General features: G+C 39.9%; 12 protein-coding genes and 1 pseudogene. 10 read left to right on the forward strand and 3 right to left on the reverse strand.

All coding sequences use genetic code 11. The annotated features are described in order from the left end of the window. Positions 1-94: 94 nt before the first annotated feature. From PRIP_RS03030 to PRIP_RS03075, 10 genes are all read left to right on the forward strand, one after another. Positions 95-592, forward strand: a complete 498-nt coding sequence (locus tag PRIP_RS03030; RefSeq protein ID WP_036099385.1) for a GNAT family N-acetyltransferase — start codon at positions 95-97, stop codon at positions 590-592. A gap of 62 nt (positions 593-654) precedes the next feature. Beyond that, complete coding sequence (locus PRIP_RS03035) at positions 655-1,452, forward strand: TIGR00282 family metallophosphoesterase (RefSeq protein WP_036085353.1); 798 nt, start codon at positions 655-657, stop codon at positions 1,450-1,452. An 18-nt stretch (positions 1,453-1,470) separates the two neighbouring features. Then, on the forward strand, positions 1,471-1,827 hold the full coding sequence (locus tag PRIP_RS03040; RefSeq protein ID WP_036099386.1) for a YlbF/YmcA family competence regulator: 357 nt from the start codon (positions 1,471-1,473) through the stop codon (positions 1,825-1,827). Between the two features lie 124 nt (positions 1,828-1,951). Beyond that, positions 1,952-4,543 (forward strand): DNA mismatch repair protein MutS, encoded by a 2,592-nt coding sequence (mutS, locus tag PRIP_RS03045; RefSeq protein ID WP_036099485.1) that lies wholly within the window; start codon positions 1,952-1,954, stop codon positions 4,541-4,543. An 18-nt stretch (positions 4,544-4,561) separates the two neighbouring features. Then, the gene (gene mutL, locus PRIP_RS03050; protein WP_036099388.1) at positions 4,562-6,403 is read left to right on the forward strand and encodes a DNA mismatch repair endonuclease MutL; all 1,842 of its coding nucleotides are present in this window, start codon (positions 4,562-4,564) and stop codon (positions 6,401-6,403) included. Between the two features lie 16 nt (positions 6,404-6,419). Further along, entirely contained in the window at positions 6,420-6,965 is a 546-nt protein-coding gene (locus PRIP_RS03055; protein ID WP_036099390.1) for a glycerol-3-phosphate responsive antiterminator, read from the forward strand. A gap of 10 nt (positions 6,966-6,975) precedes the next feature. Continuing rightward, a complete protein-coding gene (locus PRIP_RS03060; protein WP_036099392.1) occupies positions 6,976-7,824 on the forward strand; it encodes a ribokinase in 849 nt (282 codons plus the stop codon). A 372-nt stretch (positions 7,825-8,196) separates the two neighbouring features. After that, entirely contained in the window at positions 8,197-10,428 is a 2,232-nt protein-coding gene (gene pflB / locus PRIP_RS03065) for a formate C-acetyltransferase (protein WP_036099394.1), read from the forward strand. A gap of 96 nt (positions 10,429-10,524) precedes the next feature. Continuing rightward, positions 10,525-11,271, forward strand: coding sequence for a pyruvate formate-lyase-activating protein (pflA, locus tag PRIP_RS03070; RefSeq protein ID WP_036099396.1), 747 nt, complete (start codon positions 10,525-10,527; stop codon positions 11,269-11,271). A 176-nt stretch (positions 11,272-11,447) separates the two neighbouring features. Then, positions 11,448-12,332, forward strand: a complete 885-nt coding sequence (locus PRIP_RS03075; RefSeq protein ID WP_036099398.1) for a polysaccharide deacetylase family protein — start codon at positions 11,448-11,450, stop codon at positions 12,330-12,332. Between the two features lie 306 nt (positions 12,333-12,638). On the opposite strand, the gene PRIP_RS03080 is transcribed toward PRIP_RS03075, so the two are convergent. The 3 genes and pseudogenes from PRIP_RS03080 to PRIP_RS03090 form a co-directional block, all read right to left on the reverse strand. Then, entirely contained in the window at positions 12,639-13,226 is a 588-nt protein-coding gene (locus PRIP_RS03080; RefSeq protein ID WP_036099400.1) for a hypothetical protein, read from the reverse strand. Positions 13,227-13,233: 7 nt separating this feature from the next. Then, entirely contained in the window at positions 13,234-13,710 is a 477-nt protein-coding gene (locus PRIP_RS03085) for an SRPBCC domain-containing protein (RefSeq protein ID WP_036099402.1), read from the reverse strand. Beyond that, positions 13,711-14,977, reverse strand: a pseudogene (locus PRIP_RS03090) (MFS transporter). Positions 14,978-14,982 lie beyond the last annotated feature (5 nt).

A 14,982-nucleotide genomic window follows, 5' to 3' on the forward strand; every position in this document is an offset into this window, starting at 1 on the left:
ACGCGTAGCTAGCCATATCGGTAAGCTACGTGTTTTGTTTTCCTCGAAATTTTGCTATAATATTGGGAAGCCTTTATGTAAGGAGTTGGACGCAATGCAAACATGGAAAATCAGAAATTTTGAAAAAAATAATTATTCAGATGTGGCTCGTATTTATCAAGACGGGATTGATAGTCGGAATGCGACGTTTCAAAAAGAGGTGCCTACGTTTGAGGCGTGGGATGCGAAATATTTAGATGCATGTCGTTTTGTAGTAGTAGAGGACGGAACGGTAATTGGCTGGTCGGCGTTGCTGCCGTTCTCAGGGATGCCATCGTATCGTGGAGTTGCCGAGTTAAGTATTTATATTGATCCGAGCGCAGCGGGAAAAGGGATTGGTAGTGCTTTGATGGGGCATACGATTACGGAAAGCGAGAAGGCGGGCTTCTGGACGCTACAGTCCTTGATTTTTCCGGAGAATAAGGCAAGTATTGCGTTACATAAGAAATTTGGTTTTAAAACGCTGTGTGTGCATGAGAAGCTAGGTGAAATGGAAGGTGTTTTTCGAGATGTGGCCCTTTTAGAACGTCGAAGTTTGGTTGCTGGGAAATAGGACGGGTATTTTTTTACGTTTCGCGTTATAATAGTAGTGTATATAGAGAGTGAGGCGTAGTAATGGAATTATTATTTATTGGTGATGTTGTTGGCTCGATTGGACGAGATATGATTACGGAGTACTTGCCACAACTAAAGAAAGCGTACCGCCCAACGGTGACGGTCATTAATGGGGAGAATGCCGCTGCGGGACGGGGTATTACGGAGAAAATTTACAAACAGTTTTTAGAACAAGGAGCGAACGCGGTGACGCTAGGCAACCATGCGTGGGATAATCGCGATATTTTTGAGTTTATTGATGACGCAAAATATTTAGTGCGCCCAGCAAATTTCCCAGAAGGTACACCAGGCACAGGACTTGTTTTTATTAAGAGCAATCAGCTGGAAGTGGCTGTGATTAATATGCAAGGACGGGCATTTATGACAGATTTGGATGATCCGTTTCGCAAGATGGACGAGCTCATTGAAGAAGCTGCGGCTAGAACGAATATTATTTTTGTCGATTTTCATGCGGAGACGACGAGTGAGAAGCAAGCGATGGGTTGGTATGTTGATGGCCGTGTGACAGCGATTGTTGGGACGCATACCCATGTGCAAACATCAGATAATCGTATTTTACCGAAAGGGACAGCATATTTAACAGATGTTGGAATGACTGGTCCTTATGATGGCATTCTAGGAATGGACAAAGATGCTAGTTTGCGACGTTTCTTAACAGCGATGCCGACGCGTTTTGAAGTGCCTAAAGCGGGTCGTGGTTTGCTGTCGGGTTGTATGATTAGCATTAATGACACGACTGGACGTGCTTCCAAAATCGAGCGTATTTTAATTAACGAAGACCATCCGTTCACAATGTAAGCGAAGGAGGTTCCAATTTTGACATATCAAAAAGAAGCAATTATTGCTAAGGCGAACGAACTCAAGGAAGCGTTGCAAGCTACAGAAGCAGTGACTTTCTATCGCGCCGCCGAAGAAAAAATAAACACCAATCAAAAAGTAGCCGCAAAAGTTGGCTCCATCAAGAAATTACAGAAAGAAGCGGTAAACTTAGAACATTATCAAAAATTTGGTGCAGTCAAGCAAACTGAGGACAACATTGACGCGTTGATGGCTGAAATTGACCATTTGCCAATTGTGCAGGAATTTAAACGTTCTCAAGAAGAGGCCAATGATTTGTTGCAGTCCATTACACGTGAAATTAGCCATAAAGTAACATCGGAATTAAAGAAATAAGTGAGAAACGGTGCGGCTATTTGGAATGCTGTATCGTTTCTTTGCTTCGCTTTTCTTCATGAATTCACTTATGCTATAATAAAGCGGAAGACTATATATACAAAGAGAAAAAGGGCTGATGAAAATGGCAACAGAAGTAACACCGATGATGAAGCAATACTTAGCGATTAAGGAAAATTATAAGGATGCTTTTCTATTTTTCCGATTGGGAGATTTTTACGAAATGTTTTTTGAGGATGCCATTCAAGCCTCGCAACTTTTAGAAATAACGTTGACGGCTCGCGCTAGTAATAGTGATAATCCGATTCCGATGTGTGGGGTGCCGTACCATTCTGCTGCGGGATATATTGATACATTGATTGAAAAAGGGCATAAGGTTGCGATTTGTGAACAAGTGGAAGATGCCAAATTGGCGAAAGGCATGGTGAAACGTGAAGTCGTACAGTTGATTTCTCCAGGAACGATGATGGAATCAAAAGGATTGAAGGAGAAAGAAAACAACTTTATTACGGCGGTTTTTCAGCATGAGGAGAAGGAATATGGGTTTGCTTACTGCGATTTGTCGACGGGCGAGCTGAAATCGACGGTGCTTCCGATGGGGGAAGATCGTTTACTAAATGAGTTGACGACACTTTCCGCGAAGGAAATGGTTGTTGGGATTGAATTTAGCGAGGCATTTCCAAAGGCAGTACGTGAACAGCTCGGCCTATTTATTTCGTATGAGAATAATAATGAATTGCCGGATGGCTATGAGTCGCTAGTGACGAACACGATTCATCCGATTGAGAAGAAAGCTATCGCCAAGTTATTAAATTATTTTATTGATACGCAAAAACGTGATTTGTCACATCTGCAAAAAACAGTTCATTATGAAACAAGCCAATATATGAAAATGGATTATTATTCGAAACGTAATCTGGAACTTTCTGAATCGATACGTGGAAAAGGAAAACAAGGGACATTATTATGGTTGCTGGATCAGACGAAAACCGCGATGGGTGGACGTTTGCTGAAGCAGTGGATTGATCGGCCGTTAATTCACTTGGATGCGATTAGGGCGCGCCAACAAGATGTGAACAGTTTTATTAATCATTATTTTGAGCGGATGGAATTGATGGAGCAGTTGAAGCAAGTGTATGATTTGGAACGACTTGCTGGACGTGTGGCTTACGGGAATGTAAATGCGCGTGATTTGATTCAGTTGAAACATTCGCTGTACCAAGTGCCGCTTTTGAAAGAGACCCTTAAGTCAATGAATCAGCCAAATTTGATGCGGATTATTGAGAGTATTGATCCTTGTGATACGCTAGCTGATGTTCTGGAACGCGCGATTAATACATCGCCGCCAATTTCGATTCGCGAGGGTGGCATTATTAAAGATGGCTACAATGCAGAGTTAGATACATATCGAGACGCCAGCCGTAACGGAAAAACGTGGATCGCGGAGCTCGAACAGCAAGAACGAGCATTGACGGGCATTAAATCACTAAAAGTCGGCTTTAATCGTGTTTTCGGCTACTATATCGAAGTGACAAAGGCCAACATCGCAGCACTTCCGGAAAACCGCTATGAGCGCAAACAAACACTTACCAATGCCGAGCGTTACATCACGCCCGAACTAAAAGAAAAAGAACGACTCATTTTAGATGCTGAAGAAAAGAGTATGGAATTAGAATACACATTGTTCATTCAAGTACGCGAGACAGTCAAACAATACATCGAACGCCTGCAACATTTAGCGAAAGTTATTAGCGAGATTGATTGCCTCCAAAGTTTTGCGAATATCAGTGAAAATAATCATTTTGTCAAGCCAGAAATGAACAAAACGGGCGAACTAGAAATTATTCAAGGACGCCATCCGGTTGTGGAAAAAGTGATGGGCGCGCAAAGTTATGTTGCTAACGACTGTATGATGGATAATAACCGCAATATGTTATTGATTACAGGACCAAATATGTCTGGTAAAAGCACGTACATGCGACAAATTGCCTTGACTGCGATTATGGCGCAGGTCGGTTGTTACATTCCTGCCGAACAAGCAACACTACCAATTTTCGATCAAATTTTTACGCGGATTGGTGCGGCCGATGATTTAATTGCTGGGCAAAGTACGTTCATGGTGGAAATGTTAGAAGCTAGAAATGCTATTGCGAATGCGACTTCACAAAGCTTGATTTTATTCGATGAAATCGGTCGTGGAACAGCAACTTATGATGGTATGGCATTGGCGCAAGCCATTATTGAACACATTCACGAAGAAGTTCATGCTAAAACATTGTTCTCAACGCACTACCACGAACTGACCATTTTAGACGAAACATTAACTGGTATGCATAATGTTCATGTTAGTGCTGTTGAAGAAAATGGCAAAGTCGTCTTCTTGCACAAAATCGAGAATGGACCAGCCGACAAAAGCTATGGCATTCATGTTGCCGAACTGGCGAATTTACCAGCCAAACTCATCAATCGTGCACGCGATATTCTCGAACAATTAGAAAGCTCTGAAGAAAAAATTATCGTTCCAGCAGAAAAAGCGCGCGTTCCTGAATTACAAGAAGAAGTCCAACTATCGATGTTCCCAATCGAAGAAAAAAACGTACGTACAAAGCAAGAACAATCACTCATCAAGCTTATTAAAAACATTGATTTAATGCACATGACACCAATGGACGCGATGGCAACACTATACGATTTACAGAAAAAAGTGAAACAATAGAAAGCAAGGTGGAGTCAAATGCCTAAAATAATCGAACTAACTGATGCCTTATCCAATAAAATAGCAGCCGGTGAAGTAGTAGAACGCCCAGCTTCGGTTGTTAAAGAGCTTGTCGAAAACGCAATCGATGCCCAAAGTACCGTTATTGATGTCTTAGTTGAAGAAGGTGGACTAAATAAAATCACAATTATCGATAATGGTATTGGTATCAGAGCAGAAGACGTTTCTGTTGCCTTCAAACGTCATGCAACAAGCAAAATCAAGAACGAACATGATTTATTTCGTGTTCATACACTAGGTTTTCGAGGAGAGGCTTTGCCAAGTATCGCATCGGTTTCCTATTTAGAGATGACAACGGCAACTGGTGATGGCGCCGGCACAAAAATCGTCGTAGAAGGCGGCAAAGAATTGGAAAAGCAAAATGCCCAAGCACGAAAAGGAACCGAAATACAAGTTTCTAATCTTTTTTTCAATACGCCGGCTCGTTTAAAATATTTAAAAAGCCTGCATACCGAGCTAGGCAATATTACAGACATTATGAACCGCTTGGCACTATCTCATCCCGAAGTAAGCTTTCGTTTTTCACATAACGGAAAAAGTCTACTGAAAACAAGTGGAAACGGTGACTTGCAACAAGTAATGGCATCTATTTATGGGCTTGCTGTGGCAAAAAAAATGATTCCGATTCAAGCCGAATCACTTGATTTCAAAATTAAAGGCTACGCAGCGCTGCCAGAGGTGAATCGCTCTAATCGCAATTACATTTCTACCATCGTGAACGGTCGCTTCATTAAAAACTACGCCTTAGTTCGCGCCATTCAAGAAGGCTATCATACCTTACTGCCTATTGGTCGCTTTCCCATTCTAGTTTTACAAATTGAAATGGATCCGCTTATCGTCGATGTCAATGTGCATCCAGCAAAACTTGAAGTCCGCCTAAGCAAAGAAGTCGAACTCGGCCAATTCATTGCAGACACACTCAAAACCGCATTCCATAAAGAACAACTCATCCCAGACGCGACACTTTCCAAACGACAAAAAATAGCTTCCGAACAGTTAGCTATCAATTTTGACGGAGAAGAAAAGGTGAAGACCAATGAAGAAGTGAAAGAAGCACCACAGAATGATGCACCAACCTACCAACATACCTATACAAAACCAGACTTACCAACAAGTGCCGATTTACCTGACGAACCACCACTGTTTATCAATGAAGAACTGGCTAGCTACGATGTAACACCAGCAATAAAAGCCGCCGAACAAGAACCACAAAAAGAACGCATGCCAAAAATGTATCCCGTCGGGCAAGTCCACGCAACCTATATCGTGGCGCAGAACGAAACAGGTATGTATTTAATCGATCAACACGCAGCGCAAGAACGCATCAAATACGAATTTTTCCGTGAAAAAATCGGGGAAGTGGATCGCGAGTTACAACAACTACTCGTCCCAATCGTGCTGGACTTTTCAACCGATGAATTTATCAAATTACGCGATCAAAAAGCGAAACTAGAAGAAGTAGGCGTTTTTCTTGAGAATTTTGGACAAAACAGCTTTATTATTCGAGAGCATCCGACATGGCTTCCAAAAGGCGAAGAAGAAAGCACCTTACGCGATATTTTGGATGAAGCCTTGCAAAAGCCGCAAATCAGCATTCATAAATTACGTGAAGACGCGGCGATTATGATGAGTTGTAAGAAGTCGATTAAAGCTAATCATTATTTAACACAAGAAGACATGGAGACATTATTGGATACATTGCGCGAAGCAAGCGATCCGTTCACATGCCCGCACGGTCGTCCAGTCATTATTCATTACTCCACCTACGAATTAGAAAAAATGTTCAAACGCATTATGTAATGAAGGAGCGAAAAAAATGTCGTTTAATGGTCAAACTATCATACCAGCCGCGCATAATCACCGAGACGTCGAGAAAATTCTTAGCTTAGATGCGGAGTACATGGTGATGTTGGAAACCCAAGTCGGGCAACTCAAATCACTCATCAACTTAGCAGCTTCTGGCGGTAAAAAAGTATTGTTGCATGCCGACTTAATCAATGGCTTAAAAAACGATGAATATGCCGTCGATTTCCTATGCCAAGAAATTCGTCCAGCAGGTATTATTTCCACACGAGGCAATGTCATTATAAAAGCAAAACAAAATAAAGTCATCGCGATTCAGCGCCTGTTTATGTTAGATTCAAGTGCCTTTACAAAAGGAACTGCACTCGTCCAAAAAGCAAAGCCGGATTTTATTGAACTATTACCAGGCATTTTGCCAACGATGGTCGAACAAATGACAGAAATGCTTCACATCCCTGTTATTGCAGGAGGCCTTATCACGTCGCACCAACAAGTAGATGACATTTTAGCGGCAAAAGCAACAGCGATTACGACATCTCAAAAATCACTTTGGAAATGAGGGATTAAGCATGGGAAAAATTGTTGTTATTGGAAGCATTAATGTGGATATTTCTACTGAACTAAATGACTTACCACAGATTGGTGAGACGATAAAGGGAAGCAATGTCAGTATTTCGCCTGGGGGTAAGGGCGCTAATCAAGCAGTCGCAGCGGCAAAACTTGGTGGCGATGTCATGATGGTCGGTATGATTGGCGAAGATGCCTTTGGAGCAGACGCTTTAGCAAACTTAAACAGTCATTGTATTGATGTAACCAATGTCTGGACAGCCTCTGAAACGACTGGATTGGCGATGATTTTGCGCGAAAATGGCGACAATCGTATCATCGTAGCTTCAGGTGCAAATAATGCGTGGCCAGTCGATTTACCCCTGGAAACAATTATTGCCAATGCTTCCATCTTGTTACTACAGAACGAAATTCCATTCGTAGTTACTGAAAAAGCAGTAAACATTGCAAATCTCTATAATGTTCCAATCCTTTTTGACCCGGCACCAGTTGATCACTTTCCACTTTCTTTTTTACGAAAAATCACGTACTTGACACCTAATGAAACAGAATTTAAGCAGCTTCCCGAAGACTTACTCCAAGCAGAAACAAAAGCAGTACTTGTGACACAAGCAAAACATGGGGTAGAAATTCATGACGAGACAGGTATTACACATGTGCCTGCATTTCCAGTTGATACTGTTGATTCAACAGGAGCAGGGGATACATTCAACGGTGCTTTTGCAGTTGCGCTTGCATCTGGGAAAAATGTGCAAGGCGCTGTGACATTTGCCAATCAAGCAGCTGCACTCAGCACAACTAAAATTGGTGCTCAAAAAGGCATGCCAAAATTAAATGAGATAAAAGACTAATTTCAATGTCGTGGTTAGTCTTTTTTCTATGTATCGACACTGATTTAATACAGAATACTAACTATCAATCTGTATTATAACAATAGAATCGTTTTTCAATAGTACAGCAATATTACAATATGTCAAATAAATTATTTTTATTTTTTTTATGATAGCTATAATAGACTAACAAACATTGTGATACCAATCACTTGGCGTTATGAAAGTAATGAAAGTGCTTTATTTCATTTGAAAAATAATAAAATTTTTATGTGAAAACTGTAGCATTATTTTTAAATTGTGGTATGATAACAGTATAAGAAGTTACTAGGGTAGCTTTGCTCAATATTTAACGCTCATAAACGAACAATTGAAACGTAGGAGGTTTCCGAAATGAAAGAACAATGGTTTGAATTCACAGGTGGTAATTGGGAAAACGAAATTGATGTAAGAGACTTTATCTTGAAGAACTACAGATTATATGAAGGTGATGACACTTTCCTTGCAGGCCCTACTGATGCAACAACGCAATTATGGGATCAAGTAATGGATTTGACAAAGCAAGAGCGGGAAAACGGTGGCGTTCTGGATATGGATACAAAAATCGTATCAACGATCACATCACACAATCCTGGATACTTAAACAAAGATTTAGAAACAGTAGTTGGTGTGCAAACGGATGAACCATTCAAACGCTCACTACAACCATTTGGCGGCATTCGTATGGCAGAGCTTGCATGCGAAGCCTATGGTTACAAAGTAGACGAAGAAATTTCACACATTTTTAGAGATTGGCGTAAAACGCATAATCAAGGTGTTTTCGATGCCTATAATGATGAAATGCGTGCTGCTCGTAAATCAGGAGTTATTACAGGCCTTCCAGATGCTTATGGTCGTGGCCGTATCATCGGTGACTATCGTCGTGTAGCTTTATACGGTGTGGATCGCCTAATTGAAGACAAGAAGAACGATCTTAAAAACACTGGACTTCGCACAATGAGCGATGATATCATTCGCTTACGTGAAGAACTAAATGAACAGATTCGTGCATTAGGCGAATTAAAACAATTAGGAGCACAACATGGTTTTGATATTTCTAAACCTGCAGTAACAGCCCAAGAAGCTTTCCAATGGTTATACTTCGGTTACCTTGCAGCAATTAAAGAACAAAATGGTGCAGCAATGAGTTTAGGTCGTACATCTACATTCCTTGATATCTTCGTAGAACGTGATCTTCGCAATGGTGTTCTAACAGAAGAACAAGCACAAGAAATCGTGGATCACTTCATCATGAAACTACGTCTTGTGAAATTCGCACGTACACCAGATTACAATGAATTATTCTCTGGAGATCCAACGTGGGTAACAGAATCAATCGGTGGTATTTCAGAAGAAGGCGCACCACTTGTTACGAAGAACTCATTCCGTTTCTTGCACACATTAAACAACTTAGGACCAGCTCCAGAACCAAACTTGACAGTACTTTGGTCAACACATTTACCATCAGGATTCAAGAAATTCTGTGCGAAAATGTCTATCAAAACAAGTGCTATCCAATACGAAAATGACGATGTAATGCGTCCTAAATGGGGCGACGATTACGGAATCGCTTGCTGTGTATCCGCAATGCGTATCGGTAAACAAATGCAATTCTTCGGTGCACGCGCTAATCTTGCGAAGACATTGCTTTACGCTATCAATGGTGGCGTAGATGAGAAATCTAAAGCTCAAGTTGGACCAACATATCAAAGAATTACATCAGAAGTATTAGATTACGAAGAAGTAATGGCGAAATACGATACAATGATGGAATGGATTGCAGAACTTTATTTGAACACATTAAACGTTATTCACTATATGCATGATAAGTATTCGTACGAACGCTTAGAAATGGCATTACATGATACACATATTTTACGTACAATGGCAACAGGTATTGCTGGACTTTCCGTTGCAGCCGATTCTCTAAGTGCTATTAAATACGCACAAGTAAAACCAATCCGTGACGAAAGCGGTATCGCAGTTGATTTTGAAATCATCGGTGACTATCCGAAATACGGAAACAACGATGATCGCGTAGACGAAATCGCTGTTAACCTACTAAAATCATTCATGACGAAAGTGAAGAAACATAAAACATACCGTGACTCAGTTCATACAACATCTGTTCTTACAATCACATCGAACGTTGTTTATGGTAAGAAAACTGGTAACACTCCAGATGGCCGTCGCGCTGGCGAACCATTTGCACCAGGAGCTAACCCAATGCACGGACGCGATACGAAAGGTGCACTTGCTTCTCTATCATCCGTTGCGAAATTACCATATGAGTATGGACAAGATGGTATTTCCAACACATTCTCTATCGTACCAAAAGCATTAGGTCGCGAAGATGAATCACAAATCAATAACCTAGTAGCAATGCTAGACGGTTATTCTACGAAGATGGGTCATCACTTGAACATCAACGTATTCAATCGCGACACATTATTAGATGCTATGGAACACCCTGAAGAATACCCACAATTAACAATTCGTGTATCAGGTTACGCAGTTAACTTCATTAAATTAACTCGTGAACAACAATTAGATGTTATCCATCGTACAATGCACGAATCTATGTAAGATAGCAACAAAGTTTAGCGAAACAAATCAGGGATTGTGTTAGTTACGCAATCCCTGTCTGTTGTAAATCTACTACTTGAAAGGAAGAGGAGTCACATGTCTGAAGTTATTGGTCGAGTTCATTCCGTGGAAACAATGGGAACTGTAGACGGTCCAGGAATTCGCTTTATTGTTTTCATGCAAGGTTGTTTATTGCGTTGCCAATTTTGTCATAATCCAGATACTTGGAAAATTGGTATTGGAGAAGAAAGAACGGCTCAAGATGTTTTTGAAGAAGCTTATAAATATAAAGCTTTCATGGATGCTTCAGGCGGGGGAATCACTGTAAGCGGCGGGGAACCGTTGTTACAAGTTGATTTCTTGATTGAACTCTTCACGCTATGCCATAAAGCAGGAATCCATACAACAATCGATTCTTGCGGTGGTTGTTTTACAAGAGACCCTGAATTTATTGAAAAACTAGATCGTTTAATGGAAGTGACTGATTTAATCTTACTTGATATTAAGCAAATCGATCCAGAGAAACATCTGAAGCTTACAACACGTCCAAATGCACCAATCCTCGATTTTGCGCAATATCTGGCAGACAAAAATCAACCGATCTGGGTTCGTCATGTGCTTATTCCGACTAAAACAGATGATCCTGATGATTTAACGAAGCTTCATGAGTTCATCACAACTTTACCAAATGTAGAACGGGTAGAAGTATTACCTTACCATACAATGGGTGTTTACAAATGGGAAAATTTAGGAATTCGCTATCCGTTAGAAGGTATTGAACCTCCAGCAGAAGATGTTGTAGCAATGGCAAATCAAATTTTGGAAACGCAAAAATATAATTAATAATTAAGAAGGCAATTTCTTTCTATTGAGAGAGTTGTCTTCTTTTATTACAACGAAATTACAAAGTAATCGTTATCATTTCAATTTAATTAAAAATAATACATTTAACGCTTGAAAAATATGTTCATGTATGTTTAAATGGTAGAGTAGAAGTTTTAAAAAAAGGAGGCAAGGAAATGAGACAAAAGAGAAGAACACAAGCTACTCGCCAGAAAACATCCAGACTCAAATGGCTCATTGCTATCGTTATAGCGACATTTGTTTTAACTATCGGGGGATTAGTGATAACGAAAAACCTGTTTTCAGAAAGCGCCTCATCGAAAGACATATTAGAATTAAAGGCGGAAGCAGTGACCGTACAGCATTGGAAAGTGTCAGACATGCAGCAGCCATTGAAAGCCGTACCAAAAACGCCTCCAGGTCCAGCAGCAGGAAAGAAAGTCGCTTATTTGACATTTGATGATGGCCCAAGCATACATCTCAAAGGTTTCTTAGATATATTGGAGAAAGAGAAAGTGCCTTCCTCCTTTTTCTTTGTTGGCAACGAACTTCAAAATGCAGACAAAGAAACTTACAAGCGCATGATTGATAATGGCTTTGTTATTGGCTTACATAGCTATACGCACGATGCTAAGCAGTTATACCGTAAGAATAACCCTACATTCATTGCAGAAATGAGCAAGGAACGCGATAAATTTGAAGAAATTAGTGGCATTCGAACAAATCTAATTCGAGCTCCATATGGTAGTACCTATCTATCTCAGCAGCAAGTAGAGCAAACAAAGCAGAACGGTTTTCGTCTTGTAGACTGGAACATCGATAGCAACGATTGGCGTTACTCTACAGGTAATTCAAAAGCTGTATACCAAAATGTTCTATCGCAAGTAAACGCATATGCTAGTAGCAATGAACCGCTTGTAATCTTATTCCACGAACGCAAAAACACATTGGATGCATTGCCAAGAGTAATTAAAATGCTACGTGATAAAGGTTATACATTCCAAGCATATCACGAAAATGAAACTTTACACGAAAACTTTAAGAAAGATCCTAATTTATAGTAAATATTGAAGTCACTCAGCTAGAAATTGCTTACGAGTGGCTTTGTTTATTTTGAGAACAAGAAATATATCTTATGTGAATTATTATAAACAAAGGAAGCAATTTAGTTTTATTTACAGTATTGAGGATCAAAATCCACTTGATATTATCATTTTTTACTTCCTATAATATATATTATGTAAACTAGAAAAAATTAATCACACTTGGTGGCCTCTACACATATAAAAATCCTTTGAAAACAGCATTCTTATAGCCATTTCCAAAGGATTAACTATTTTATATTTATATTTTTTTATTCGGTTGGCTTATTTCTTATGTTTTTGGTGTAATAGTTCCATTTTGACTAGTGGTGACTTCTGAATTAATCGTAGCGTATACACAGCGCTTGAGATTCCAATTAGTGTCCAGTCCATCCAGGCAGTAGGTCCTTCTTTTGCAGCGAATGATAGGAAAAAAACCATATCTTTCAGCGCGTCCTGAACGAATGCTTCCATCACGCTTTCGTGCACATCAAGGTGTAGCAAGAATGCTAGTAAGAATTTTGCGAGGATGATGGCTGCCCAACCGATTAAATAGCGAGCACCACCTTTTACCATGATTTGTTTCTTATAAACAACATGCTCTACGCCTGCTACTTCTGTGTATCCGGTCGTTACTTTCGCATCTTTTATCTTAACTTTGCTTGCTTGGTAAATACCGATACATGCGCCGATTACAAAAACGAGAACTATAATCCATGTCGGAATAGCTGTGTTACGATGTGGTAAGGTTATCGTGATTTGATAAATCGAATAAATCGGAATTGCTACATATGTTAACCTGCTTACTTTCTCGTATTCAAATTGCTTAGTGATGAAATAAATAAGTATGATAACCGTGATGAATATTGGCATATGTCACCTATTTCTCAAATAATAACGCTTGGTATTTATCAAATAAAGCTAGAAATTCATCTTCTGTAAATGATACGTCGCGCGATTCTAAGATTCCTTTGATGCGTTGTAAACACATATGCCATCCTGCAATATCACGTGGTGTATGTGTTGTTAGATTAACAATGCTTTCTGTAAACAGTAATGCTGTCATATCGCCTTGATCCGTTAATTCAAACCGAACCGTATTTTTATCCCAATCGTATTGTAATAAAGTTGGTGGTTCATATGCTGTAATTGTTGATTCTTCATATTGGCCATCGCCGAAATCAAATAAGATGAGACCGTTCACGCCAGGCTCGCCTATACTTATTTCTGGAAACCATTGTTCAAATCCTTTTGTTGTTGCGATTAAATTCCATACCGTTTCAATGTTACCTTTTAATTCGATTTCAAATATCATTTCGCCTGTTTTATCCGTTTGTTTGTTGTATGTCTCTTGCATCTATCTCTCTCCTTGACGTACTAAATTCTCCTCAGCTGGAGTCTCTTTCACAAATAAGAATAACACACCGCCAATCATAAATAAAACGACGAGACTTGCTACGCCATATTGCGTGTGTCCAGTCAATTGTGCGATCACCCCCATCAAAGCGGGCCCCATAATGGCTGAAAATTTACCAAAAATATTATAGAAACCGTAAAATTCATTAGATCTTGTTTTCGGAATGATTTTACCAAAGTAAGAACGACTAAGCGCCTGAATCCCGCCTTGTGATGTGCCGACCAGCATCGCTAAAATCCAGAAATCAGCAGCTGTTTTCATGAAAATCGCGTAAATACAAATAATAATATAAATCGAAATTGCGACGAGAATAAGCGATTTTCCACCGAATCTTTTGGCGAGTTGCCCGTAAATAATCGTGAACGGAAAGGCAACGAGTTGCGTGACTAAAAGTACGATGATAAGCGTAGTATCCGAAATTCCTAAATCAACCCCATAGGAGGAAGCCATCCGGAAAATCGTATCAACACCATCGATATAAAAGAAATACGCGACTAAGAACAACACAATATTTCGGTACTGCCTCATGTTTTTCAAAGTTTTGCCTAGACGAAGAAAACTACTGCGAACGGGCTTTTTGTCATGTGGAATGTAGTAAACTTGCTGAACATTGCGCCACAGCGGAATCGTAAATACTACCCACCAAATAGCAGTTAGCAAGAATGCACCGTTTAGCAAGGTTGTCTGACTTACTGGTAAGATTCCTGTTGCTTGACACACAATGAAGGCGATAAACGGGATGCAGCTTCCTAAATACCCGAATGCGTAGCCATACGAAGAAATTTTGTCCATTCGTTCGTTTGTTGTTACATCAACCAAGAACGAATCGTAAAATATGTTTGCACCAGCAAAGCCGATTAAAGATAACACATAAAATCCAAGCAATAATAGCCACTGATCCCCTGGCACAAATACGAATGCAACTGTAAAGGCTACGCCAATCCATGTAAACAAACTAAAAAATCGCTTCTTGAAAAATTGATAATCTGCAATCGTTCCTAAAATTGGTGCGAGCAATGAAATCAATAAAGTCCCAATCGAATTAGCATAACCCCAGTACGCAGTCGAGACATTATCTGCAATGCCAGCGCTAGATGCAACGCTTTTAAAAATAAATTGGTAAAATGGCCGTCGTAATCATGATAGAATATACCGAATTTCCCCAATCTTGTAAAACCCAGCTTTTCTCTTGTTTTGTTAGTTTCATCGTGA

The organism is Paenilisteria riparia FSL S10-1204 (genome assembly GCF_000525995.1).
In the GTDB taxonomy this organism is placed as follows: Bacteria; Bacillota; Bacilli; order Lactobacillales; family Listeriaceae; genus Listeria_A; species Listeria_A riparia.

Bases quoted from the DNA above. Each gene is read 5' to 3' on its own strand.
- PRIP_RS03055 (WP_036099390.1), top strand. From the start codon at position 6,420: ATGTCGTTTAATGGTCAAACTATCATACCAGCCGCGCATAATCACCGA.
- PRIP_RS03075 (WP_036099398.1), top strand. From the start codon at position 11,448: ATGAGACAAAAGAGAAGAACACAAGCTACTCGCCAGAAAACATCCAGA.
- pflA (WP_036099396.1), top strand. From the start codon at position 10,525: ATGTCTGAAGTTATTGGTCGAGTTCATTCCGTGGAAACAATGGGAACT.
- PRIP_RS03060 (WP_036099392.1), top strand. From the start codon at position 6,976: ATGGGAAAAATTGTTGTTATTGGAAGCATTAATGTGGATATTTCTACT.
- PRIP_RS03085 (WP_036099402.1), bottom strand. From the start codon at position 13,710: ATGCAAGAGACATACAACAAACAAACGGATAAAACAGGCGAAATGATA.
- pflB (WP_036099394.1), top strand. From the start codon at position 8,197: ATGAAAGAACAATGGTTTGAATTCACAGGTGGTAATTGGGAAAACGAA.
- PRIP_RS03030 (WP_036099385.1), top strand. From the start codon at position 95: ATGCAAACATGGAAAATCAGAAATTTTGAAAAAAATAATTATTCAGAT.
- PRIP_RS03080 (WP_036099400.1), bottom strand. From the start codon at position 13,226: ATGCCAATATTCATCACGGTTATCATACTTATTTATTTCATCACTAAG.
- mutS (WP_036099485.1), top strand. From the start codon at position 1,952: ATGGCAACAGAAGTAACACCGATGATGAAGCAATACTTAGCGATTAAG.
- PRIP_RS03035 (WP_036085353.1), top strand. From the start codon at position 655: ATGGAATTATTATTTATTGGTGATGTTGTTGGCTCGATTGGACGAGAT.
- mutL (WP_036099388.1), top strand. From the start codon at position 4,562: ATGCCTAAAATAATCGAACTAACTGATGCCTTATCCAATAAAATAGCA.